The organism is Pseudomonas sp. IT-196MI5 (assembly GCF_949767415.1).
GTDB lineage: Bacteria > Pseudomonadota > Gammaproteobacteria > Pseudomonadales > Pseudomonadaceae > Aquipseudomonas.
Genome location: NZ_CATKPZ010000011.1, coordinates 96,807 through 121,467 on the forward strand (window position 1 = coordinate 96,807; position 24,661 = coordinate 121,467).

Consider the following 24,661-nt stretch of genomic DNA (forward strand, 5'->3'; position numbering starts at 1 on the left):
GTTGCTTTAAATGACGACTATTTTCGATCCGATCAAACTGGGCGACCTCGAGTTGGCCAACCGCATCATCATGGCGCCACTGACCCGCTGCCGCGCCGACGAAGGTCGCGTGCCCAACGCGCTGATGGCCGAGTACTACGTGCAACGCGCCTCCGCCGGCCTGATCCTCAGCGAGGCCACCTCGGTGACGCCGATGGGCGTCGGCTACCCGGACACCCCGGGCATCTGGTCCAATGATCAGGTGCGTGGCTGGTCTAACGTGACCAAGGCGATCCATGGCGCGGGCGGCAAGATCTTCCTGCAACTGTGGCACGTGGGTCGCATTTCCCACGGTTTGTACCTGAACGATGAAGCCCCGGTCGCCCCGAGCGCCATCCAGCCCAAGGGCCACGTCAGCCTGGTGCGTCCGTTGGCCGACTTCCCGGTGCCGCGCGCCCTGGAAACCGCTGAAATCGCCGACATCGTCGACGCTTACCGCGTCGGTGCCGAGAACGCCAAGGCCGCCGGCTTCGACGGTGTGGAAATCCATGCCGCCAACGGTTACCTGCTCGACCAGTTCCTGCAAAGCAGCACCAACCAGCGCACCGACAACTACGGCGGCTCCCTGGAAAACCGTGCTCGCCTGCTGCTGGAAGTGACCGACGCGGCGATCGAAATCTGGGGCGCCGGCCGTGTGGGCGTACACCTGTCGCCACGCGCCGACCTGCATGACATGGGCGACGACAACCTGGCCGAAACCTTCACCTACGTCGCTCGCGAACTGGGCAAGCGTGGCATCGCCTTCATCTGCTCGCGGGAGAAAGAAGGTGCCGACAGCCTCGGCCCTCAACTCAAGGAAGCCTTCGGCGGCCCTTACATTGCCAACGAGCGCTTCACCAAGGACAGCGCCAACGCGTTGCTCGCCAGCGGCAAGGCCGATGCAGTCGCCTTCGGCGTACCTTTCATTGCCAACCCTGACCTGCCAGCGCGTTTGCAGGCTGACGCGCCGCTGAACGACGCGCGTCCGGAACTGTTCTACGCCAAGGGCCCGGCCGGCTACATCGACTACCCGACGCTGTAATCAGCAACCGTTGAAACGTGAAAGCCCCGACTCGAAAGAGCCGGGGCTTTTTAGTATCTGGACGGTTAACACTATCCACTGTAGGAGCGAGCTTGCTCGCGATGGGCTCGATAGCGTCGCGTTTAACCAGTAACCACGCGTTATCGTTAACGACCATCGCGAGCAAGCTCGCTCCTACAGGGGCAATAGATGGCCTTCTCACAGACTCGACACAAAATTCCTACAAATTACTGAGCTTGCTACCTGTCCACCTGCCGAGTGTAAGTATATAAAAGCACCCCATTGTCGGAGGGCGCGTGAAGAACTGTTCATCTTCGGTTTCAATGGTTGACACACAAGGCGCCAATTACGCATTTTGCTTTATTTACGCAGGCTGGGGCTGAAGCGCAACAGATCCAGCCCGGTATCGACCCAACGTTCGGCTTCGGCGTGCAATTGAAAACTGTCCGGGGCCAGCAACCACTGGTACAGGATGCCATCAATAAAAGCATGCAAGCTGATGGCGGCGCGGGCGGTGTCGAGGTTTTCCGGCAACTGGCCGCGATTCACCGCATTACTCAGGGCCAGGCCGATCCGCACATTGCATTCGAGGCTGGCCGACACCCGTTGTTGGCGCAGGTCGCACATTTCATCGGTGAATTCACACTTATGAAAAAGAATCTCATTGATGCGGCGGGTTTTCGGGTCCAGCGCAATTTGATGAAACAAATGAATCAACAGTTTGCGCATGCAGCCCAGGGGATCGAGTTCGTCTTCGCTCTCGCTGGCCTTGGCCATTTCTTCCAGCGGCTCATGCAAGGTGTCGAGCATGGCCTGCACCAGATCCGCCTTGTTGCTGAAGTGCCAGTAAATGGCCCCTCGAGTGACACCGGCCAGGGTCGCGATGTCCGCCAGGGTCGTGCGCGCCACGCCTCGCTCGAAAAAGGCCTTTTCGGCCGCCTCGAGAATTTGTGCGCGGGTTTCCTGAGCTTCCTCTTTGGTACGACGGACCATGGCAGTACAACCTCAATCGGGGTGCTTCAGCGATGTCTGAATATCAGCTGAATAAAAAGTGGGGCGAACGTTCTGGGGGGGGCGTCCCCAGCCTGCATTTACTACCGTTCAACGGCTTGTGTAACGACGTTGATACGCCGCCTGGGTATTTACAAACAGCCATGTACGTAAGTATATTCCTTAGCAAGCTACTTATCCACTCGGTAACCATTTTTCAACCTTCCACCTTTCTAGTGCGCTCCTTGCGCGCCTGACCCGAGGATTTTCATGCAATTCAAGCCAGCTGTTACCGCTCTGGTCGCCGCCGTCGCCCTGGCATCGCTGCTCAGCGGATGCAAAAAGGAAGAGGCAGCACCGGCCGCCCCACCGCCTCAGGTCGGCGTCGTGACTCTGCAACCCCAGGCTTTCACCCTGACGTCCGATCTGCCAGGTCGGACCAGTGCGTACCGCATTGCCGAAGTCCGTCCGCAGGTCAACGGCATCATTCTCAAGCGCTTGTTCAAGGAGGGTAGCGACGTCAAGGCCGGCCAGCAGCTCTATCAGATCGATCCGTCAATCTATGAAGCGACGCTCGCCAGCGCCGAAGCCAACCTGCGTTCGACCAAATCGATTTCCGACCGCTACAAGCAACTGGTCGACGAACAAGCCGTAAGCCGTCAGGAATACGACACCGCCCTGGCCAACCGCCTGCAATCGGAAGCCGCACTGCAAACCGCCCAGATCAATGTGCGCTACACCAAGGTCAATGCCCCGCTGACCGGCCGCATCGGCCGCTCCTCGGTGACCGAGGGCGCACTGGTGAGCAATGCCCAGGTCGATGCGATGGCGGTGATTCAGCAAATCGACCCGATCTACGTCGACGTGACGCAGTCTTCGGTCGAGCTGTTGCAACTGCGCCGTGAGCTGGAAAGCGGTCGCCTGCAAAAAGCCGGTGACAACGCAGCCTCGGTCAAGCTGACCCTCGAGGACGGCAGCGAGTACAAGCTGGACGGCAAGCTGGAGTTCTCCGAAATCTCGGTTGACCAGACCACCGGTTCCGTCACCCTGCGCGCGATTTTCCCGAACCCTGATCACACCCTTCTGCCAGGCATGTTCGTGCACGCCAAATTGCTGACCGGCGTGAACAGCGCGGCGATCCTGGCTCCGCAGCAAGGCGTGACCCGTGACCTCAAAGGCACCCCGACCGCTCTGGTCGTCGGCCCGGACAACAAGGTCGAACTGCGTCAACTCAAGGCCAACCGCACTGTCGGTAACCAATGGCTGATCGAAGACGGCCTGAAGGCCGGCGATCGCCTGATTACCGAAGGTCTGCAATTCGTCAAGCCTGGCATCGAAGTCAAGACCAGTGAAGCGACCAACGTAGCCGTAAGGAACCCGGCCCCCGCCCAGGTAGCTGATAAAGCCTCCGGCGGCGAAGGGGAGTAAACCATGTCGAAATTTTTTATCGACCGTCCGATTTTCGCCTGGGTAATTGCCCTGGTGATCATGTTGGTCGGGGCACTATCGATCCTCAGACTGCCGATCAACCAGTACCCGAGCATTGCGCCTCCAGCGATCGCCATCTCCGTGGCCTACCCGGGTGCTTCGGCGCAAACGGTACAGGACACCGTGGTTCAGGTGATCGAGCAACAACTCAACGGTATCGACCACCTGCGTTATGTCTCGTCGGAAAGTAACTCCGACGGCACCATGACCATTACCGCGACCTTCGAGCAAGGCACCAACTCCGATACCGCGCAGGTTCAGGTCCAGAACAAGCTGAACCTGGCCACCCCACTGCTGCCGCAAGAAGTGCAACAGCAGGGTATCCGCGTCACCAAGGCGGTGAAGAACTTCCTGTTGGTGATCGGCGTGGTGTCGCGTGACGGCAGCATGACCAAGGACGACCTGTCCAACTACATCGTGTCGAACATGCAGGACCCGATCTCGCGGACCGCCGGTGTCGGTGACTTCCAGGTGTTCGGTTCCCAGTACGCCATGCGGATCTGGCTCGACCCGGCCAAGTTGAACAACTACAACCTGACGCCGATCGACGTCAGAACCGCCATCGCTGCGCAAAACGTCCAGGTGTCATCCGGCCAGCTCGGCGGCCTGCCTGCCCTGCCCGGCACCCAGTTGAACGCGACGATCATCGGCAAGACCCGCCTGCAGACCGCGGAGCAATTCGACAAGATCCTGCTCAAGGTCAACAAGGACGGTTCCCAGGTTCGCCTCAAAGATGTTGCCGAAGTCGGTCTGGGGGGTGAGAACTACAGCATCAACGCCCAGTTCAACGGCGCCCCGGCTTCCGGTCTGGCGGTGAAACTGGCCACCGGTGCCAACGCTCTGGATACCGCCAAAGCCCTGCGCACGACCATCGACAGCCTCAAACCGTTCTTCCCGCAAGGGATGGAAGTGGTGTTCCCGTATGACACCACGCCGGTAGTAACGGAATCGATCAAGGGCGTGGTTCACACCCTGGTCGAAGCGGTCGCGCTGGTGTTCCTGGTGATGTTCCTGTTCCTGCAGAATTTCCGTGCCACCATCATCACCACGATGACCGTGCCGGTGGTATTGCTCGGTACGTTCGGGATCCTTGCGGCAGCCGGTTTCAGCATCAACACCCTGACCATGTTCGGTATGGTGCTGGCCATCGGCTTGCTGGTGGACGACGCCATCGTCGTGGTGGAAAACGTCGAGCGGGTGATGAGCGAAGAAGGCCTGTCACCCAAGGAAGCCACCAAGAAATCCATGGGCCAGATCCAGGGAGCACTGGTCGGTATTGCCCTGGTGCTGTCGGCGGTGCTGCTGCCAATGGCGTTCTTCAGCGGTTCCACCGGTGTGATCTACAAGCAGTTCTCGATCACCATCGTCTCGGCCATGGCCCTGTCGGTTCTGGTTGCGCTGATCTTCACCCCGGCGCTTTGCGCGACCATGCTCAAGCCGATCCGCAAAGGCGAGCACGGCGTACCGAAGCGCGGTTTCTTTGGCTGGTTCAACCGCAACTTCGACCGCGGCGTACGCAGCTACGAGCGTGGCGTGGGCAACATGCTTGCGCAAAAGGCCCCGTACCTGCTGGCCTACCTGATCATCGTCGTCGGCATGATCTGGCTGTTCACCCGTATTCCAACGGCGTTCTTGCCTGAAGAGGACCAGGGTGTACTGTTCGCCCAGGTGCAAACCCCGGCCGGTTCGACATCCCAGCGTACCCAGGTGGTCGTGGACGAAATGCGGGAATTCCTGCTGCGTCCGAGCAAGGATGGCGGCGAAGGCGATGCGGTGAACTCGGTGTTTACCGTGACCGGCTTCAACTTCGCCGGTCGAGGTCAGAGTTCGGGTATGGCGTTCATCATGCTGCGCCCGTGGGATGAACGTAACGCCGACAACAACGTGTTCAAGGTGGCGGCTCGTGCCCAGCAGCACTTCTTCACTTTCCGCGATGCCATGGTGTTTGCCTTCGCGCCACCGGCGGTACTGGAATTGGGTAACGCCACCGGTTTCGACGTGTTCCTGCAGGACCGCGCCGGTATCGGCCACGAAAAACTGATGGCTGCGCGTAACCAGTTCCTCGGTATGGCAGCGCAGAGCAAGATTCTGGCTCAGGTGCGTCCGAACGGACTGAACGACGAACCGCAATACCAGCTGGAAATCGATGACGAGAAGGCCAGTGCCCTGGGCATTACCATCGCCGACATCAACAGCACCCTGTCGATTGCATTGGGCAGTAGCTACGTCAACGACTTCATCGACCGTGGTCGGGTGAAAAAGGTGTACGTGCAAGGCCAGCCAGGCGCTCGAATGGGCCCTGAAGACCTGCAGAAGTGGTACGTGCGCAATAGCGTCGGCACCATGGTTCCGTTCTCGGCGTTCGCCAAGGGCGAGTGGATCTACGGCTCGCCCAAACTGGCCCGTTACAACGGCGTGGAAGCGATGGAAATCCTCGGCGCCCCGGCACCGGGTTACTCCACCGGTGAAGCCATGGCCGAAGTCGAAGCCATCGCCAAGAAACTGCCGGCCGGTGTCGGTATTTCCTGGACCGGCCTGTCGTACGAAGAGCGTCTGTCCGGTTCGCAAGCACCCGCGCTGTATGCCCTGTCGCTGCTGATGGTGTTCCTGTGCCTGGCGGCGTTGTATGAAAGCTGGTCGATTCCGATCGCGGTGATGTTGGTGGTGCCGCTGGGGATCATCGGTGCATTGATGGCCACCAGCCTGCGCGGTTTGTCCAACGACGTGTACTTCCAGGTAGGTCTGTTGACGACTATCGGTCTGGCGGCAAAAAACGCCATTCTGATTGTCGAATTTGCCAAGGAGCTGCACGAACAAGGGCGTAGCCTGCGCGATGCGGCAATTGAAGCCAGTCGCATGCGTCTGCGACCGATCATCATGACCTCGCTCGCCTTCGTTCTGGGTGTGGTACCACTGGCGATATCCACCGGCGCGGGCTCCGGTAGCCAGCATGCAATCGGCACCGGTGTGATCGGCGGTATGATCACAGCCACTGTGCTGGCGATCTTCTGGGTCCCACTGTTCTTCGTCACCGTGTCGTCCATAGGCCAGCGTAAAATCGCCGACCAGGATGACGCCACTGAAACTCCTCAAGAGGCTGGCTAATGAGCAAGTCGCTACTCTCCCTGGCAGTCGCCGCCTTCGTGCTCGGTGGCTGCTCGCTGATACCTGATTATCAGCAGCCCGAAGCGCCGGTGGCGGGCCAGTACCCGCAGGGTCCGGCGTACTCGCCGGCCCAGGCACCGGCGCAAGCGGCTGCCGAGCAGGGCTGGAAGCAGTTTTTCCATGACCCGGCGCTGCAACAGCTGATCCAGGTTGCCCTGGAAAACAACCGTGACCTGCGTGTCGCGGCCCTGAACATCGACGCGTTTGCGGCGCAGTACCGCATCTCCCGTGCCGATCTGTTCCCGGCCGTCTCGGCCAACGGCACCGGCAGCCGTCAGCGCGTTCCGGCTGACGCTTCGCAGACCGGCCAGACCGGCATCGTCAGTTCCAACTCGGCCACGGTCGGGGTCAGCGCCTACGAACTCGACCTGTTCGGTCGGGTCCGCAGCCTGAACGAAGAAGCGTTGCAGAAATACTTCGCCACTGAAGAAGGTCGCCGCAGCACACAGATCAGCCTGGTGGCCAGTGTGGCCAACGCCTACCTGACCTGGCAGGCGGACAAGGAACTGTACAAGCTGACCCAGGACACCCTGGCCACCTTCGAGGAGAGCTACAAGCTCACCGCCCGCAGCAACGAAGTCGGGGTCGCCTCGGCCCTGGACCTGGCGCAGTCGCGCACCTCGGTGGAAAACGCCCGTGCGCAACTGGCCAAGTACACCCGTCAGGTCGCCCAGGACGAGAACAGCCTGGTGCTGCTGCTCGGCACCGGTATCCCGGCCAACCTGCAAGCGGCCAAACCACTTGACGACGACCTGCTGAGCGACGTGCCGCCCGGCCTGCCGTCGGACTTGCTGCAACGTCGTCCGGACATCCTTCAGGCCGAGTACAACCTGAAGGCCGCCAACGCCAACATCGGCGCGGCGCGGGCTGCGTTCTTCCCGAGCATCAGCCTCACGGCCAATGCCGGCACCCTGAGCACGGACCTGTCAGGCCTGTTCAAGGGTGGTTCGGGCACCTGGCTGTTCCAGCCGCAGATCAACCTGCCGATCTTCAACGCCGGCAGCCTGCGCGCCAGTCTGGACTTATCGAAAATCCAGAAAGACATCGGCGTGGCGAACTACGAGAAGTCCATTCAAACGGCCTTCCAGGAAGTCGCCGACGGCCTGGCCGCGCGCCAGACCTATGTCCAGCAATTGCAGGCACAGAAAGATTTCGTCAGTGCCAACCAGGTCTACTACCGCCTGGCCGAGCGTCGTTACCTCATCGGTGTCGACAGCAACCTGACCTTCCTCGATGCCCAGCGTCAGCTGTTCAGTGCGCAGCAGGTGTTGATCACCGATCGCCTGGCGCAGCTGGTCAGCCAGGTCAACCTGTACAAGGCCCTGGGTGGTGGCTGGAACGAACAGACGGCGAAGAACGAGCCGTTGAAAGAAGAAGCGCCGAAGATGAAGTACTTCTGATAGCGCTGTGAAAACACGAAGCCCACCGATTGGTGGGCTTTTTGTTGGCTACGGGAAAAGGAGTGTTGTCAGTGCTGGCCTCATCGCGAGCAAGCTCGCTCCCACAAGGGATCGTCGATTGGCAGAAATCGCATGCACACAGAAAGCCCCTGTGGGAGCGAGCTTGCTCGCGATGAGGCCAGTGCTGACACCATTAAACACCGCGTCATGTTGCGTTCGATAATCGCCCAAAACCCGCTTTTTACGATTGAACCATCCAGTACATTCCACGCACCATCCGAACCACAAAACCAATAACAACAGGTTCGACACCATGCCCCCGCGCCTTGCCCTCTCCGGCTGATCCGCTTCGTTTGTACTGATTTCGAAAATTCGTCTGCAACCCCGGGTTGCGGCATCGCCCCGCTTCATCCCCAAGAATTAGAGAGACCCGAGCTCATGACGTCTTCCACCGCGCAGTATTTCGTTCCCAGCCTGATTGCCATTGCCCTGGCCAGCGCGGCCCTGCCCGCCAGCGCCGAAGAGTCGGGCTTCGTCGATGGGGCCAAGGTCAACCTGAACCTGCGCAACTTCTACATCAACCGCAACTTCACCAACCCGACCAAGGCCCAGGGCAAGGCTGAAGAGTGGACGCAAAGTTTCATCCTCGACGCCAAATCCGGGTTCACCCAGGGCACCGTCGGGTTCGGCATGGATGTGCTCGGTTTGTATTCGGTGAAGCTTGATGGCGGCAAAGGCACCGGCGGCACGCAACTGCTGCCGCTGGATCACGACGGTCGCCCGGCGGATAATTTCGGCCGCACCAACGTGGCGTTCAAGGCCAAGCTGTCGCAGACCGAAGTGAAAGTCGGCGAGTGGATGCCGGTGCTGCCAATCCTGCGTTCGGACGACGGCCGCTCGTTGCCGCAAACCTTCCGTGGCGGGCAGATCACGTCGAAGGAAATCAATGGCCTGACGCTCTACGGCGGCCAGTTCCGCCAGAACAGTCCACGCGACGACAGCAGCATGGATGACATGTCGATGACCGGCAAAGCGGCGTTCACCTCTGACCGTTTCAACTTCGAGGGCGGCGAGTACCTGTTCAATGACAAGCGCACCCAGATCGGTCTGTGGAACGCCGAGCTCAAGGACATCTACAGCCAGCAATTCGTCAACTTGATCCACAGCCAACCGCTTGGCGACTGGACCCTGGGCGCCAACCTGGGTTTCTTCTACGGCAAGGATGACGGCAGCGCCCGGGCTGGCGAGCTGGACAACAAAACCCTGTACGGCCTGTTCTCGGCCAAGTACGGCGGCAACACGTTCTATGTCGGCCTGCAGAAACTCACCGGCGACAACGCCTGGATGCGGGTCAACGGCACCAGCGGCGGCACCCTGGCCAACGACAGCTACAACTCCAGCTACGACAATGCCCGGGAACGCTCCTGGCAGGTACGCCACGACTACAATTTCGCCGCCCTCGGCGTACCGGGCCTGACCCTGATGAACCGCTATATCAGCGGCGACAATGTGCACACCGGTAGCATCACCGATGGCAAGGAATGGGGGCGTGAAAGTGAACTGGGCTACACCGTGCAGAGCGGTGCGCTGAAAGACCTGAACCTGAAATGGCGCAACTCGACCATCCGCCGGGATTACAGCAATAACGAGTTCGACGAGAACCGCGTGATCATCAGCTATCCGATCAGCTTGCTGTAAACACAAAACAAATGTGGGAGCGAGCTTGCTCGCGATGGCGTCGGCACATTCACTATTGATGTCGCCTGATACACCGCCATCGCGAGCAAGCTCGCTCCCACAGGTTGTTGACCGTTTTACCGCTTATTCCCGCGATTCAACCCCTAACTCATCCCACACCGACTCGGCCAAATGGAACGTCGCATTGGCCGCCGGGATCCCGCAGTAGATGGCGCTCTGCATGATCACTTCCTTGATCTCGCCACGGCTCACGCCGTTGTTGGCGGCGGCGCGCAAGTGCAGTTTCAATTCTTCGTTGCGATTCATACCGATCAACATGGCGATGGTGATCAGGCTGCGGGTATGGCGCGGCAGGCCCGGGCGGGTCCAGATGTCGCCCCAGGCGTGACGGGTGATCATCTCCTGAAACTCCGAGTTGAACTCGGTCAGGGCGGTCAGGCTGCGGTCGACGTGGGCGTCGCCGAGGACCGCGCGACGGACTTTCATCCCCTCGTCGTAACGTTGTTTCTCATCCACTGGAATACCCTCAATCAGCCGACAGAAACGCCAGCACACGCTCGCTGAACGCATCGCCTGCCTGGACGTTGGATAAGTGCGCCGCATAGAACTCGGCGTACTCGGCCCCGCGCACATGCTCCTGGATAAAATGCCCGCCGGACGGCGGCGTCACGGCGTCTTCGGTACCGGCAATCACCAGCAGCGGCGCCTTGATCGAGGACAACTGATCGCGGAAATCGGCATCGCGCACCGCTGCGCAATTGGCTGCATAGCCTTCGGGCGAAGTGGCCGCGAGCATGTCGGTGATTTGCTTGGCTGCCGCCGGGTTGGCTTCGGAGAAGTCCGGGGTGAACCAGCGGGCAATCGACGCATCGCGCAGGGCAACCATGGCCGCCTGCCCCTCACGCAGCACCATTTCGATACGCGGGTTCCACACCGACGGATCGCCGATTTTCGCCGCGGTGTTGCACACGATCAGCTTGTTCAGTCGCTCGCCGGCGTTGATACCCAGCCACTGGCCGATCAACCCGCCCATGGACAATCCACAGAAATGCGCGCGCTCGATGTGCAAGGCATCCAGCAGTGCAAGCACGTCGCGGCCCAGTTGCTCGATGCTGTACGGACCCGGCGTCACCAGCGATTGGCCGTGACCACGGGTGTCGAAACGCAACACGCGAAAATGCTCGGAGAACGCCGGGATTTGCGCGTCCCACATGTGCAGGTCGGTGCCCAACGAATTGGACAACACCAGTACCGGTGCATCGACCGGTCCATCGAGTTGGTAATGCAGTTCGCCCTCGGCGAGTTGTAAAAAAGCCACAGCAGTCTCCTTCAGGCAGTCAATGCAGAGTGTTCGGCCACCGCGCGCTCGACCCAGGTTTTGGCCTGACCGAGGTAATGGGCGGGGTCCAGCAGATGATCGAGTTCAGCCGCCGACAGCTCGGCGGTCACTTGCGGTTCGTCGCCCAGGACCGCACGCAGGTGACGCTGCTCGGCCACCGCGCGTTTGCAGCATTGCTCCAACAGATGATGCGCGGTATCGCGCCCTACCCGTTGCGCGAGGACGATGCTCACCGCTTCGGCAAGCACCAGGCCCTGGGTCAAATCGAGGTTGCGCGCCATGCGCCCGGCATCCACTTCCAGGTCTTGGGCGATCAACAGCGCTTGCTGCAAGCTGCCCGACACCAGGCAGCAAATCTCCGGCAGGGTTTCCCACTCGGCATGCCACAGGCCGAGGCTGCGCTCGTGTTCCTGGGGCATGGCGCTGAACAGCGTCGAGAGCAGACCGGGTACGCGAGTCGCCGCGCCGATCAGCACCGCCGCACCTACCGGATTGCGTTTGTGCGGCATGGTCGAAGAACCGCCCTTGCCCGGCGCCGAAGGTTCGAACACTTCGCCAGCCTCGGTTTGCATCAGCAGGCTGATATCGCGGCCGAGTTTGCCAAGACTGCCGGCGATCAGGCCGAGCGCGGCACCGAACTCCACCACGCGATCGCGCTGGGTATGCCACGGCTGATCGGGCAAGGTCAGTTGCAGTTCTTCGGCCAGCGCCTGGGCAATCGGCATGGCCTGCTCGCCCAGGGCTGCAAGGGTTCCGGACGCGCCGCCGAATTGCAGCACCAGCAGACGCGGCTTGAGTTCGGCCAAGCGTTGGCGACTGCGCGTCACCGCCCCCAGCCAACCGGCGATTTTCATGCCGAGGGTGACCGGCGTCGCATGCTGCAGCCAGGTGCGTCCGGCCAATGGCGTGGTCGCGTAGCGCTGGGCCTGGGACGCGAGCGTCTGCCCCAGTTGCGCCAGATGGTTTTCGATCAGTTCCAGTGCGCGGCGCAGTTGCAGCACCAGGCCGCTGTCCATCACGTCCTGGCTGGTCGCGCCCAGATGCACATAGCGCTCGGCGTCGGCATCGGTGGCCGCGATCTGTTTGCCCAGTGCCTTGACCAACGGAATCGCCGAGTTACCCGCCGTGGCAATCGCCTCGCCCAACGCCGCGAAGTCATAAAGCCCGGCGCGGCAAGCCGCTTCAATCGGCGCGACAGCACTCGGCGGAATGAACCCGACCCGCGCTTCGGCCCGGGCCAGCGCCGCTTCGAAATCGAGCATGGCCTGGACCCGGCCCTGATCGCAGAACACCTCACGCATATCGCGGGCAGTGAAATAGGCATCGAACAATTGATTGCCCGGTCGCTGGTTCATAAACAATTCCTGGAGGCGCGGGCCTGCGGTCCGCGCGTGAAGATCAAAGATCGTGATGCAGATACTTCGCCTGTTTCGGCAGACGCAGGCTGAACAGGAACGCTATCGCCATCATCACCGTCACGTACCAGTAGAAGGAGTTTTCCATGCCCACGGCCTTGAGGCTCAAGGCCACGTATTCCGCCGAACCACCGAAGATCGCATTCGCCACCGCATACGCCAGGCCGACACCCAGCGCACGCACTTCCGGCGGGAACATCTCGGCTTTTACCAGACCGCTGATCGAGGTGTAGAAACTGACGATCGACAGCGCCACAGTAATCAGCACGAAGGCCAGAAACGGACTGGTCACGCTTTTCAGGCTCAACAGGATCGGCACGGTGAACAGCGTGCCGAGGGCGCCGAACCAGAGCATCGAGTTACGCCGGCCGATCTTGTCGGCGAGCATGCCGAAAATCGGCTGCATGCACATATAAAGGAACAGCGCGCCGGTCATGATGTAGCTGGCGGTCTTGGCCGGCATGCCGGCGGTGTTCACCAGATACTTCTGCATGTACGTGGTGAAGGTGTAGAAAATCAGCGAACCACCGGCGGTGTAACCCAGTACGGTGATGAACGCGGCTTTGTGGTCGCGAAACAGCGCGCCGATGCTGCCGGCGTCCTTGTTTTCGCGCATTTCCTTGCTGGAAGTTTCTTTAAGCGAACGACGCAAATACAGCGAAACCAACGCCGCCATGGCACCGACCACAAAGGGGATCCGCCAGCCGTAGGCACGCAGGTCGTCCTCGGTGAGGAACTGTTGCAGGATCACCACCAGCGACACTGCGAGCAACTGACCGCCAATCAGGGTCACGTACTGGAACGAGGCGAAGAAACCGCGCTGGCCCTTGAGCGCCACTTCGCTCATGTAAGTCGCGGTGGTGCCGTACTCACCGCCCACCGACAAGCCTTGCAGCAAACGGGCGAACAGCAGCAGGATCGGCGCCCAGACCCCGATACTGTTGTAGGTCGGCAAGCAGGCAATCAGCAAAGAGCCGAAGCACATCATCAGAATCGAGATGAGCATCGAGTTCTTGCGCCCGTGCTTGTCCGCCAACCGACCGAAAATCCAGCCACCAATCGGGCGCATCAGGAATCCGGCGGCAAACACACCGGCCGTATTGACCAACTGCACCGTGGGGTTGTCGGACGGAAAAAAGGCCGGCGCGAAATAGATCGCACAGAAGGCATAGACATAGAAGTCGAACCATTCGACCAGGTTGCCGGACGAAGCACCGACAATGGCGAAAATCCGCTTGTTGCGTTCTTCGCCCGTATAAAGAGCTATAGGAGCCGTGGGTGTTGTCATTGTTTTATCACTCAAAGGGGGCAGTGAGAGTCTAGACACACTTTGCAATAGTCCCGTTCCACAGATAAATCAGCAACACGTAACCCCTGTAGGAGCGAGCCTGCTCGCGATAGCAGTGTGTCAGACGACATCGACAGTGAATGTACCGGCGCCATCGCGAGCAGGCTCGCTCCTACAGGTGAACAGTGTTCGCTCAATAATCGAAGAACACCGTCTCCGCATCGGTACCCTGCAGAATCACGTTCCACTGGTACACGCCCGACGCATCCTGCTTGGCCATCAGCGTATTGCGACGCTCGGCCGGCACGCACTCCAGCAACGGATCATTCACGTTGGCCGCCTCGCCATCAAAGTAAATCCGCGTCAGCAAGTGCTTCACCAGGCCACGGGCAAACACCAGCACCACCAGGTGCGGTGCCTGGGTCGTGCCTTTCAAACCTTCAACCGTGCCCGGCTTGATGGTGGTGAAGCGAAAACGTCCTTCGGCATCCACCGGCACCCGGCCAAAACCTTCGAAGTTCGGGTCCAGGGGTTTGTCCTGGTCGTCTTCCGGGTGGTCATACTTGCCGGCGGCGTTGGCCTGCCAGACTTCGAGCATTGCGTCGTTGACGACATCACCGTTGCCATCGACCACTTGCCCGGTGATCGCCACGCGCTCGCCCAGGGTTTGTTCGACAGTCAGGTTTTCGCGGTTCAGCCAGGTCAGGCCGATGTGGTAGTACGGCCCGACGGTGTGGGACGTGGTCGCAGTCAGCGTCATCTTATTTCTCCATCGGCGTGGCGTCGCGGCCGCGCAAAACGATGTCCCAGCGATAACCGAGGGCATAGGAAGGGATGGTTTTTTCCAGATCGAAGGTGGCGATCAAACGCTCTTTGGCGCTGGTATCGGGCACGCAGTTGTAGATCGGGTCGTACGCCAGCAGCGGGTCACCCGGGAAATACATCTGCGTCACCAGGCGCGTCAGGATGCTCGGCCCGAACAGCGAAAAATGGATGTGCGCCGGGCGCCAGGCGTTGTGGTGGTTGCCCCATGGATAGGCGCCGGGCTTGATGGTCTGGAACTGATACCAGCCATCGGCGTCGGTCACGGTACGGCCGGTACCGGTGAAGTTCGGGTCCAGCGGCGCGTCGTGCAGGTCGCGGGCATGGGCGTAGCGACCGGCGGCGTTGGCCTGCCAGATCTCCACCAGAATCCCCGGCACCGGCAGACCGTTTTCATCCAGTACACGACCGTGAATGATGATGCGCTCACCCTGTGGCTGCCCCTCATGCTGGGCGGTCAGGTCGTTGTCCTTCTCGTTGACGCGCTCGGCGCCGATGGTCGGCCCGGTGATTTCCGACAACGAGTGGGGCAGAAACACCAACGGTTTGGACGGCGAGCGCAAGTTGGTGGATTGATAGGTCGGGTGCAGGTATTGCGGCTGAGTGCCCGCCTGCGGGCGACGGTATCCAGGCTTGTCAGTCATGAAGCATTCCTCAGTTCTTATAAGTCTTCAGAGCGCGTCAGACGCGCTCGATCGCCAGGGCCAGACCCTGACCGACGCCGACGCACATGGTCGCCAGACCTTTCTTGCCACCGGTTTTTTCCAGCTGATGCAACGCGGTCAACACCAGTCGCGCACCGCTCATGCCCAACGGGTGACCCAAGGCAATCGCGCCACCGTTGGGGTTGACCTGGGCCGCATCGTCGGCAATCCCCAGTTCACGCAGCACTGCCAAACCCTGGCTGGCGAAGGCTTCGTTGAGTTCGATCACGTCGAAATCGCTGACCGCCACACCGAGGCGTTCGGTCAGTTTACGCACCGCAGGCACCGGGCCAATGCCCATCACCCGCGGCGCAACACCGGCGCTGGCCATGCCCAGCACTTTGGCGCGAGCGGTCAAGCCGTGTTTCCTCACGGCTTCGGCCGAGGCCAGGATCAACGCTGCCGCGCCATCGTTCACTCCGGAGGCGTTGCCGGCGGTGACAGTTTTGTCGAGGCCGTTCACCGGTTTGAGTTTGGTCAGGGCTTCCAGGGTGGTATCCGCGCGAGGATGCTCGTCCTGGCTGACCACGGTTTCACCCTTCTTGTGGGCAATACGCACCTCGACGATTTCTTCGGCGAAAAAACCTGCGGCTTGCGCGGCGGCCGTACGCTGCTGGCTGCGCAAGGCAAAGGCGTCCTGATCGGCTCGGGACACTTTGTAATCATCGGCGACGTTGTCAGCGGTCTGCGGCATCGCATCCACACCGTACTGGGCTTTCATCAACGGGTTGATAAAACGCCAGCCGATGGTGGTGTCTTCCAGTTTCATGTTGCGCGAGAACGCCGCGTCAGCCTTGCCCATCACGAACGGAGCGCGGGACATCGACTCGACGCCACCGGCAATCGCCAGCTCCATCTCACCGCTGGCGATGGCGCGGAACGCGGTGCCAATGGCGTCCATGCCCGAAGCGCAAAGACGATTGAGGGTCACACCGGGAATGCTTTCCGGCAGGCCCGCCAGCAACAGCGCCATGCGCGCGACGTTGCGGTTGTCTTCACCGGCCTGGTTGGCGCAGCCGAGGAACACTTCGTCCACGGCGTTCCAGTCCACCGACGGGTTGCGCGCCATCAAGGCTTTGATCGGAACGGCAGCCAGGTCGTCGGCACGCACCGTCGACAGACCACCGCCGAAACGGCCGATGGGGGTACGAATCGCGTCGCAGATATAAACGTCACGCATCAGGCTTCTCCGGGGGCTTGGCCGTGGGCGGCGGCGGTGCGGGCTTCAAGATCACGCAGCGCGGTCAACTCCACGATGGTTGGCTCGGCGGTGGTCGCAACGCTGTCGGCAAAACGAATCGGCCAACCGGTGGCGGCGACCACTTGCTCGCGGGTCACGCCAGGATGCAGTGCGGTGACCACGAACTCGTGGGTGCCCTCCTCCGGCTCCATGGTGCACAGGTCAGTGATGATCCCGACCGGACCGGCGCCCGGCAGACCGAGACGCTTGCGCGAATCACCGCCCTCGCCATGGCCGACCGACGTAATGAAGTCGAGCTTGTCGACAAAGGAGCGCGCCGACTGCTTGAGGATGATCAGTACGCTCTTGGCCGAACCGGCAATCTCCGGCGCGCCACCGGCACCTGGCAGGCGCACTTTCGGCGCGTGGTAGTCGCCGACCACGGTGGTGTTGATGTTGCCGAAACGGTCGACCTGTGCCGCTCCAAGGAAGCCGACGTCGATGCGCCCGCCCTGCAGCCAGTAACGGAAAATCTCGCCGGTCGGGACTACGGTGTCGGCGGTTTCCGCCAGTTCACCGTCGCCGATCGACAACGGCAGTACGCTCGGCTTGGCACCGATCGGACCCGACTCGTAGATCAGAACGACATCAGGCGAGGAAGTCAGGCGCGCCAGGTTGGCCGCTTTCGACGGCAGACCTATACCGACGAAGCACACCGAACCGTTCTTCAGGCGGCGAGCGGCGGCGACGGTCATCATTTCATTGGTGGTGTAAGTCATTACTTCGCCTCCGAAGCGGCGGCCAGTTTGGCCTGGAACTCGCTGAAGTCAGCGCTGCCATGGATGTACTCATTGATCCACGCGGTGAAGGTTTCACGGTCGCGGGCAATCGGGTCCCAGGCCTGGTAGAAACGGTTGTCGCGCTCGTTGTAGCCGTGGGCATAGGACGGGTGCGCGCCGCCTGGCACGTGGCAAACAGCGCTCAAGGCCCAGGTTGGCAGTACACAGGAGTTCATCGGTGCATTGAGGTCGTCGACGATTTCCTCAACGGTGACGATGCAGCGCTTGGCCGCCAGCGCGGCTTCCTTCTGCACACCGAGAATGCCCCAGAGCAGCACGTTGCCCTTGCGGTCGGCTTTCTGCGCGTGAATCACGGTAATGTCCGGACGCACCGAAGGCACGGCGGCCAACACTTCGCCAGTGAACGGGCAGGTGACGGATTTGATCAGTGGGTTGACCTTCGGCAAGTCGGAACCGGCGTAGGCACGCAGGACCGCGAACGGCAGGCCGGAAGCGCCGGCGACGTAAGCATTGGCCAGGTCGGCGTGGCTGTGCTCTTCGATTTCCAGCGGGTGCGGCCATTGCTTCTCCACGGCGTCACGCAGGCGATGCAGGGAGCCGACACCCGGGTTGCCGCCCCAGGAGAAAATCAGCTTGCGGGCACAACCGGCACCGATCAACTGGTCGTAGATCAAGTCAGGGGTCATCCGCACCAGGGTCAGGTCTTTCTTGCCCTGGCGAATGATTTCGTGACCCGCCGCCGTCGGGATCAGGTGAGTAAAGCCTTCGAGCGCGACCGTATCGCCGTCGTTTACGAATTGCTTCACCGCGTCGTGCAGCGAAAGGATTTCAGCCATTGGGGGCAGGCTCCCATTTATTGTTAACCGACAGTGGAAGAAGGCGCCGATGCGCAGCGCCGGAATGACTGAAGATTAAGCCCGTGCAAAACGCCAAACAATCCGATAATCGACTAACCGTTCGATTATCGAACATATTGTTGCTTGGCTACCGATCTCTGTAGGAGCGGGCTTGCCCGCGAAGAGGCCCGATAACTCACCGTAAAACTCGGCAACCAACCTCAGGTCGCATCCGCATGACTGACCATGCCCTTGATCACCACTGCCGTGGTCGCCAGGGCCGCCGGAATCACCAGCGCTGTCAGCACTTGCTCGAAATTCCAGCCCAGCCCCAACAGCGTCGCGCCCATCCATGCCCCGAGGATAGCGCCGAAGCGGCCGATCCCGAGCATCCACGACACCCCGGTGGCTCGCCCCTGAGTCGGGTAAAACCGTGCGGCCAGCGACGGCATTGCCGATTGCGCGCCGTTGACACACATCCCGGCCACCAGCACCAGGGTCGCCAGGATTGTGATGTTCCCCAGGCTCTGCCCTACCGCGTAGGCAAACACCCCGGCCAGCAGGTAAAAAATGCCGATGACCTTGTGCGGATTGAACCGGTCCATCGCCCAGCCCACGCCCACCGCACTCAGCACGCCGCCAAACTGGAACAGCGCGCCGATGAAGGCGGCTTGCTCCATGCTCGCGCCACTGTCACGCATCAGCGTCGGCAGCCAGCTGGTCAGCAGGTAAACGATCACCAGGCCCATGAAGTAGGTCAGCCACAGCAGCAAGGTGCCGGCGCTGTAGGTGCCGGAGAAAATCACCGCGAACACATTGCGCGCCTTCACGGTTTTCTGTTCCGGAACGCTGAAACTGGACGCCAGGGCCACCACCGTCGGATCAATCGGCGCCAATGCCTTGCGCACTTTGTCCGTACCGCGATTGCGTACCACCAGGTAACGCGCCGACTCCGGCAACCAGAGCAGCAAAACGACGGCGAGGATCAGCGGCAAAATTCCGCCGATCAGCAGCAGGCTGTGCCAGCCAAAGGCCGGAATCAGCTTGGCCGAGATAAATCCGCCGCCAGCCATGCCCAGGTTGAAACCGCAGAACATACTGGTTACCAGCAGGGACTTTTTGCGCTCCGGGGTGTACTCCGACAGCAGGGTCGTGGCATTCGGCATGCCGGCGCCCAGACCCAGGCCGGTCAGGAAACGCAATGCCAGCAACTGATCGACATTGCTGCTGTAGGCCGAGGCCAGGCTGAAGGCACCGAACAACAGCACCGCACCGACCAGTACGACTTTTCGTCCGAATCGGTCAGCCAATGGCCCTGAACCGAGTGCGCCGAATACCATGCCGATCAAGGCGGCACTCATCACCGGGCCAAGGCTGGCACGATCGATCCCCCAATCCTGAGACAGCGCCGGCGCAATGAAACCCATGGCCGCAGTATCGAGGCCGTCGAGGAAGACAATCAGGAAACACAGGATCACCACCCGCCATTGGTAGCGCGAAATGGGTTGAGCATTGATGAAGGACTGCACGTCGAGGCAGTTACCTACAGCAGACTGAGGCTGGTTCATTATTTTTATTCCACGGATCGCAGTCGAACGGTGTCAGCAGATGCTGACGAAGCCGCGACAGTAATGATCCGCAGGAAACAGCGTCAATTCGATAAACGCGACTCTGTGCGTTTATCGAACAGCTTAGGCAAACAGCTGGGCGCTGAGGTCGCGACTGGCACTCAGCAGGCCAGGCAGAAATCGCTGTTGCAGCTCATTGCGGCTGACTCGCCCGGCGTGAGTGCTGACGTTGAGGGCCGCAACCACCTGGCCGGAGGCGTCATACACAGGAACGGCAATTGAACGCAGCCCTTGCTCAAGTTCCTGGTCAACGATGCACCAGCCTTGCTGTCGCACCTCTTGCAGGCATTCGAGCAATGCCTCGGGGGTGTGAATCGTACGGCTGGTCTTGGCTTGCAGTTCGGCGTGATCAAGGTATTCGCCCAGCGACGTGTCATCCAGCGCGGCCAGCAGAATCCGCCCCATCGACGTGCAATAGGCTGGCAAGCGCCCGCCCACCGACAGGTCCACCGAAATCAGGCGCTGGGTGGTTGCGGAGCGGGCGATGTACAGAATGTCATCACCTTCCAGCGTGGCCATGTTGCAGGCCTCGTGCAGTTGCTCGCTCATGCGGTCCAGGTAGGGCTGGGCGGACACCGCCAGCGGCGTCGATGACACATAGGCATGGCCGAGGGTCAGCACTTTGGGCAGCAGCGAATAGGTGCGGCCGTCGGTGGTGGCGTAGCCGAGTTTGATCAGGGTGTGCAGGCAACGGCGCACGGCGGCGCGGGGAATTTCCGTTCGGTGACTGATCTGGGCGATGGTCAGGTGTCGTTTGCGCTCCTGGAACGCTTGCACCACGGCCAGGCCACGGGCCAGGGACGTCATGAAGTCCGGGTCGCCGGTCAGTGCCTGGATCCGTTTGGCCGGTGAGGCAACGATGGGGGGAGCCACTGAAGTGAAGGAGTTACGCATTTGATCGTTCATACAAGGTCCTGTTACCCACTCGGATCAGCGACTATTACAAAGGGCTACCGCCTGGCACTCAAGCCCGGCCTGCCATCTTCGGGCGATTATCGAACGCTCGACCGATAATCGCAATCCATCGAGTCAATCACCCGATTCGCGGGTCTCCGGTTTTTCGCTGACTCACGAACCGTTGTTTACATCGACTCGACACAGGACTTAATGGGGCAATCTAAATACCGTAACTTGTTCGAACATAATGGCGTCAGGCAGGCAGGCTGCAATCTGGTACCCCGCCGGCGTTCCAGTTAATCGTAAAGTTTCGAGCAACAAAATGGTCACACACCGGGATCCGCTTTTAACTCTTTGGATATAGTGTTCTTCAAATCGGCCGCTATAATACAATTCAGTAGCGCTTCGGTTTTTTACTTGCCGAACCCGCTGCCCGGCAATGCGATGTTACATCGCCGTTGCCCGTTGCAAGCGCCAGGCTCGCATTGAACCGCCTTGCCAATGCGCTTGCTGATACAGGAAACTGAAGCTACGTCAGCTGTTTATATCTGGTGCCGTGGCCGCCTGTGACATGGAAGTATTGATCACCCTGTTGCCAAAACGATGCCTTGACGGGCATTGCCCATTCGACGAACGTGATCAATCGATTTGATGCAGCGCGTGTTCACCAGAATTTATCCCAACTCAATCAGGTAGCACTGTGACGAAAGACGAACTGCGCGCGGAACTAGAGCGCCAGGAACAACGCTACAAGGAAGTTTACGGCGGAGAAGTCACCACTTACGCCGCTCAACCCGAACCGGAACGCAAGCCCTGGCGTAAACGCGCCACCGTTCAGGACCAGGTTTTTCAGCAAGAACTTCAAAAAATGGAAAAGGAACTCAAAGCCGAAGAGCCGTGACTGCTTTGGCCTGATCCTTACAAAGGCCAGCCTCTGCACCCGTTAAAAGCGGGGGTGTATTGATGCTGCCTTTCGCGCCCGCCATGAGCGGGCAGCAGCCATCACCGTCGTCGAATCCGGCATATTTCCGGTGTCTGACCTATTTCTCAGATTTTTCTCACAACCGTTCAAGCCCCTCTTACCGGGTCGTGAAGGTTTTGTGAAGGTATCTTTTTTCTATAAAATCAATGACTTACAAAACACAGCAAAACCGTGGGTTTTCGGGTGCTGCGGCAAAAAAAATCGTTGAAGTATGTTACCGATGAGCAGCTAGTGCATTGATTAGCAGTCTTTTCTGGCATAATCGCGCCCCCTTATGACCGGGTCAGAAAACCTTCATGATCGATTTATTCAGCGGACTGGATGCTTGGGTGCTTGTGAGCCTCTTGCTCGCCCTGGCCTTTGTCCTCGCCTTCGAGTTCATCAACGGCTTTCATGACACCGCTAACGCGGTGGCGACCGTTATCTACACCAAAGCCATGCCGCCTCACCTGGCGGTGTTTTTCTCCGGTGTGTTCAACTTCCTCGGCGTGCTGCTGGGCGGGGTCGGCGTGGCGTATGCCATCGTCCACCTGTTGCCGGTAGAACTGCTGATCAATGTGAACACCGGGCACGGACTGGCCATGGTGTTCTCGTTGCTCGCCGCTGCCATCACCTGGAACCTGGGCACCTGGTACTTCGGTATTCCCGCTTCCAGTTCCCACACGCTGATCGGTTCGATCCTCGGTGTCGGCCTGGCCAACGCCCTGATCAACGACATTCCGCTGGCTGACGGTGTGAACTGGCAGAAAGCGATCGATATCGGCGCTTCCCTGGTGTTCTCGCCGATGGCCGGTTTCCTGATCGCCGCACTGATCCTGATCGGTCTTAAATGGTGGCGTCCGCTGTCGAAGATGCACAAGACACCGGAACAGCGCCGCAAGATCGACGACAAGAAACACCCGCCGTTCTGGAATCGCCTGGTACTGGTGATCTCGGCCATGGCCGTGAGTTTCGTGCACGGCTCCAACGATGGCCAGAAAGGTATCGGCCTGATCATGCTGGTCCTGATCGGTATCGTGCCGGCCCAGTTCGTCCTCGACCTGAACAGCACGACCTACCAGATCGAGCGGACTCGCGACGCTACGCTGCACCTGAACCAGTTCTACCAGCGCAATGCCGAAACCCTGGGTGAGTTCCTGGCCCTGGGCAAGAGCCTGGATGGCGATCTGCCGGAGAAATTCCGTTGCAACCCGCAACAGACCGAACCGACCATCAACGCCTTGCTCGACACCCTCAAAGGTGTAGCCGACTATCACTCGCTGCCTTCGGAAAGCCGTATCGAAGTCCGTCGCTACCTGCTCTGCCTGGACGACACCGCGAAGAAAGTCAGCAAGCTGCCAACGCTCGGGGCTCGTGAAAAGACCGACCTGGACAAGCTGCGCAAAGACCTGACCACCACCACCGAATACGCGCCGTTCTGGGTGATTCTGGCGGTTGCACTGGCCTTGGGCCTGGGCACCATGGTCGGCTGGAAACGCGTGGTACTGACCATTGGCGAGAAGATCGGCAAGCAAGGCATGACCTACTCCCAGGGCATGTCGGCGCAGATCACCACCGCGAGCCTGATCGGCATGGCCAACATCTTCAGCCTGCCGGTTTCCACCACCCACGTGCTGTCCTCGGGCGTGGCGGGCACCATGGTCGCCAACAAAAGCGGCCTGCAAAGCGGCACCGTCAGAACCATCCTGCTGGCCTGGGTATTGACCCTGCCAGCCACCGTGGCCCTGTCGGCCGGGTTGTTCTGGCTGGCTTCGAAGGCCCTTGGCAGCTGATAGGCAGCCAAACGAAAAAAGGCGCGCTCCGCAAGGAACGCGCCTTTTTTATTGCCATGGATTTCTTAACACCATAGAACCCATGTGGGAGCGGGCTTGCTCGCGAAGGCGGTGTGTCAGTAAACATAGATACTGACTGACACGGCCTCTTCGCGAGCAAGCCCGCTCCCACATTTATCTTGTGTACTTCCCTAAATGACAGACAAAAAAAAGGGCAACCGAAGTTGCCCAAAATGCCTTGCGTGCTCATTACATCCAGAAAGAACTACGGTTTTTTCCGCTTGTGCGAATCCTTCCAGATAAAAAGTCCGAATCCTGCAAAAAACACAAACATGAGGCCGACAGTCAGCACTCCGGCGATCACCACGTTGTCGAAAAACATGACGCGTCTCCTGCACTTGCCCTGTTGCGATAGGGCTAAGTTAACCAAACGGGCAGGAGAGAATATTGACCGGGATCAATGTCGCCCGAGACTGGGCAAGAGGAAGGGAAACGTTTGACCCGCATCAATGAATGCGGGGGGATTTCAGCGCTTTTTCGGTTTGTTTTTCGGCTTTTTCCTGGCCTTGCCCAATGGCATGGCCTGTTCGAACGCCTGGCGAACTTCATTGAGCCGCTTGTCATTGAGGTCATGGATACGTTTGGCGCGTTCAGCGTTGAGGTCAATCAGTTTGTCGTCTTGGCTCATGGCAATCAGTGCATCGCTTGAAATGAGTGTCAGCCGCCGTAGCGTTCGGCAACCCTACGCCAATAATGCGGCCTGAAGGCCGCGCTGACCAGCCTGCGCTCAAATCTCGATATCGACCCACAGCCCCTGCCGCGGCTGATCTTCCATCAGCGGCGCCACCGGCACGGTGTTGTCGGCATTGAGTTCATCACCGGGAATCGCCAGGTGCGCCTCGGGGTCATGATCAGCCTCGCGGCGACGTCTTTGCTGCTCCTGCTTGCGGCGCTGTTCCTCGCGCAACACTAACCCGTCCTCTTCAGGATTGCGCTTTTGCAGGTCAATGGTGCTTTCACTGGAGCTTTCCTGCACCGGCACCACCGGTGGAATGTCCGGACGCTGGCGGATCGGGTCGGTTTGTGAAGTGATCGGCACGGCACTCAGGGGGAGCATCGGTGGCAGCATGGTTTCAGTCTCCTGTCAGCAGGCTGTCGGCTGCGGGGATGGCGACTTGAGCCATCGGTCGCAAACTG

At 60.2% G+C, this 24,661-nt stretch carries 22 protein-coding genes; 7 read left to right on the forward strand and 15 right to left on the reverse strand.

Features of this window, described 5'->3' with window-relative positions; all coding sequences use genetic code 11:
• Positions 1–10 precede the first annotated feature (10 nt).
• Positions 11–1,060 carry an alkene reductase gene (locus tag ACM6IK_RS08025; protein WP_414873888.1) on the forward strand — a complete coding sequence of 350 codons (1,050 nt, stop codon included), beginning with the start codon at positions 11–13 and terminating at the stop codon, positions 1,058–1,060.
• Between the two features lie 360 nt (positions 1,061–1,420).
• On the opposite strand, the gene emhR is transcribed toward ACM6IK_RS08025, so the two are convergent.
• On the reverse strand, positions 1,421–2,053 hold the full coding sequence (emhR, locus tag ACM6IK_RS08030) for an efflux system transcriptional repressor EmhR (RefSeq protein ID WP_108216762.1): 633 nt from the start codon (positions 2,051–2,053) through the stop codon (positions 1,421–1,423).
• 267 nt (positions 2,054–2,320) lie between these two features.
• On the opposite strand from emhR, the gene ACM6IK_RS08035 reads away from it, so the two are divergent.
• The 4 genes from ACM6IK_RS08035 (at position 2,321) to ACM6IK_RS08050 (ending at position 9,801) form a co-directional block, all read left to right on the forward strand.
• Entirely contained in the window at positions 2,321–3,478 is a 1,158-nt protein-coding gene (locus ACM6IK_RS08035) for an efflux RND transporter periplasmic adaptor subunit (RefSeq protein WP_108216761.1), read from the forward strand.
• A gap of 3 nt (positions 3,479–3,481) precedes the next feature.
• On the forward strand, positions 3,482–6,643 hold the full coding sequence (gene emhB, locus ACM6IK_RS08040) for an efflux RND transporter permease subunit EmhB (RefSeq protein WP_414873889.1): 3,162 nt from the start codon (positions 3,482–3,484) through the stop codon (positions 6,641–6,643).
• Complete coding sequence (gene emhC, locus ACM6IK_RS08045; RefSeq protein WP_108216759.1) at positions 6,643–8,103, forward strand: efflux RND transporter outer membrane subunit EmhC; 1,461 nt, start codon at positions 6,643–6,645, stop codon at positions 8,101–8,103. The genes emhB and emhC overlap by 1 nt, the downstream gene beginning before the upstream one ends.
• 438 nt (positions 8,104–8,541) lie before the next feature.
• A complete protein-coding gene (locus tag ACM6IK_RS08050) occupies positions 8,542–9,801 on the forward strand; it encodes an OprD family porin (RefSeq protein WP_414873890.1) in 1,260 nt (419 codons plus the stop codon).
• A 123-nt stretch (positions 9,802–9,924) separates the two neighbouring features.
• Here the strand turns inward: ACM6IK_RS08050 and pcaC are convergent, their stop codons facing one another.
• The 11 genes from pcaC to pcaR form a co-directional block, all read right to left on the reverse strand.
• Complete coding sequence (pcaC, locus tag ACM6IK_RS08055; protein WP_178129518.1) at positions 9,925–10,317, reverse strand: 4-carboxymuconolactone decarboxylase; 393 nt, start codon at positions 10,315–10,317, stop codon at positions 9,925–9,927.
• Positions 10,318–10,327: 10 nt separating this feature from the next.
• Positions 10,328–11,119: a 3-oxoadipate enol-lactonase gene (gene pcaD / locus ACM6IK_RS08060; protein ID WP_414873891.1), complete on the reverse strand. Its 792-nt coding sequence runs from the start codon at positions 11,117–11,119 to the stop codon at positions 10,328–10,330.
• 11 nt (positions 11,120–11,130) lie between these two features.
• Positions 11,131–12,495, reverse strand: a complete 1,365-nt coding sequence (locus tag ACM6IK_RS08065; protein ID WP_414873892.1) for a 3-carboxy-cis,cis-muconate cycloisomerase — start codon at positions 12,493–12,495, stop codon at positions 11,131–11,133.
• 43 nt (positions 12,496–12,538) lie between these two features.
• Entirely contained in the window at positions 12,539–13,843 is a 1,305-nt protein-coding gene (locus ACM6IK_RS08070; protein ID WP_414873893.1) for an MFS family transporter, read from the reverse strand.
• Between the two features lie 193 nt (positions 13,844–14,036).
• Positions 14,037–14,603 carry a protocatechuate 3,4-dioxygenase subunit alpha gene (gene pcaG / locus ACM6IK_RS08075; RefSeq protein ID WP_108216753.1) on the reverse strand — a complete coding sequence of 189 codons (567 nt, stop codon included), beginning with the start codon at positions 14,601–14,603 and terminating at the stop codon, positions 14,037–14,039.
• A 1-nt stretch (position 14,604) separates the two neighbouring features.
• Positions 14,605–15,309, reverse strand: coding sequence for a protocatechuate 3,4-dioxygenase subunit beta (gene pcaH, locus ACM6IK_RS08080; RefSeq protein ID WP_414873894.1), 705 nt, complete (start codon positions 15,307–15,309; stop codon positions 14,605–14,607).
• Positions 15,310–15,346: 37 nt separating this feature from the next.
• On the reverse strand, positions 15,347–16,552 hold the full coding sequence (gene pcaF / locus ACM6IK_RS08085) for a 3-oxoadipyl-CoA thiolase (RefSeq protein WP_414874304.1): 1,206 nt from the start codon (positions 16,550–16,552) through the stop codon (positions 15,347–15,349).
• Positions 16,549–17,328 (reverse strand): CoA-transferase subunit beta, encoded by a 780-nt coding sequence (locus ACM6IK_RS08090; protein ID WP_223550837.1) that lies wholly within the window; start codon positions 17,326–17,328, stop codon positions 16,549–16,551. The genes pcaF and ACM6IK_RS08090 overlap by 4 nt, the downstream gene beginning before the upstream one ends.
• Positions 17,328–18,185 (reverse strand): CoA transferase subunit A, encoded by an 858-nt coding sequence (locus ACM6IK_RS08095; RefSeq protein ID WP_020798340.1) that lies wholly within the window; start codon positions 18,183–18,185, stop codon positions 17,328–17,330. The genes ACM6IK_RS08090 and ACM6IK_RS08095 overlap by 1 nt, the downstream gene beginning before the upstream one ends.
• Before the next feature lie 221 nt (positions 18,186–18,406).
• Complete coding sequence (locus tag ACM6IK_RS08100) at positions 18,407–19,753, reverse strand: MFS transporter (protein ID WP_414873895.1); 1,347 nt, start codon at positions 19,751–19,753, stop codon at positions 18,407–18,409.
• A 123-nt stretch (positions 19,754–19,876) separates the two neighbouring features.
• A complete protein-coding gene (gene pcaR, locus ACM6IK_RS08105; protein ID WP_108216748.1) occupies positions 19,877–20,719 on the reverse strand; it encodes a pca regulon transcriptional regulator PcaR in 843 nt (280 codons plus the stop codon).
• A gap of 691 nt (positions 20,720–21,410) precedes the next feature.
• Between pcaR and ACM6IK_RS08110 the strand changes: the two genes are divergently transcribed.
• Both ACM6IK_RS08110 and ACM6IK_RS08115 read left to right on the forward strand, forming a co-directional pair.
• Complete coding sequence (locus ACM6IK_RS08110; RefSeq protein ID WP_007986337.1) at positions 21,411–21,611, forward strand: hypothetical protein; 201 nt, start codon at positions 21,411–21,413, stop codon at positions 21,609–21,611.
• A gap of 377 nt (positions 21,612–21,988) precedes the next feature.
• The gene (locus ACM6IK_RS08115) at positions 21,989–23,464 is read left to right on the forward strand and encodes an inorganic phosphate transporter (RefSeq protein ID WP_414873896.1); all 1,476 of its coding nucleotides are present in this window, start codon (positions 21,989–21,991) and stop codon (positions 23,462–23,464) included.
• A gap of 265 nt (positions 23,465–23,729) precedes the next feature.
• Here ACM6IK_RS08115 and ccoM read toward each other — a convergent pair whose 3' ends face one another.
• The 3 genes from ccoM to ACM6IK_RS08130 all read right to left on the reverse strand — a co-directional run bounded on the left by ccoM (position 23,730) and on the right by ACM6IK_RS08130 (position 24,593).
• Positions 23,730–23,846, reverse strand: coding sequence for a cytochrome c oxidase subunit CcoM (ccoM, locus tag ACM6IK_RS08120; RefSeq protein ID WP_305729722.1), 117 nt, complete (start codon positions 23,844–23,846; stop codon positions 23,730–23,732).
• 144 nt (positions 23,847–23,990) lie between these two features.
• The gene (locus tag ACM6IK_RS08125) at positions 23,991–24,152 is read right to left on the reverse strand and encodes a hypothetical protein (protein WP_218430314.1); all 162 of its coding nucleotides are present in this window, start codon (positions 24,150–24,152) and stop codon (positions 23,991–23,993) included.
• Positions 24,153–24,251: 99 nt separating this feature from the next.
• Positions 24,252–24,593, reverse strand: coding sequence for an aspartate-semialdehyde dehydrogenase (locus ACM6IK_RS08130; protein ID WP_108216746.1), 342 nt, complete (start codon positions 24,591–24,593; stop codon positions 24,252–24,254).
• Positions 24,594–24,661: the final 68 nt, after the last annotated feature.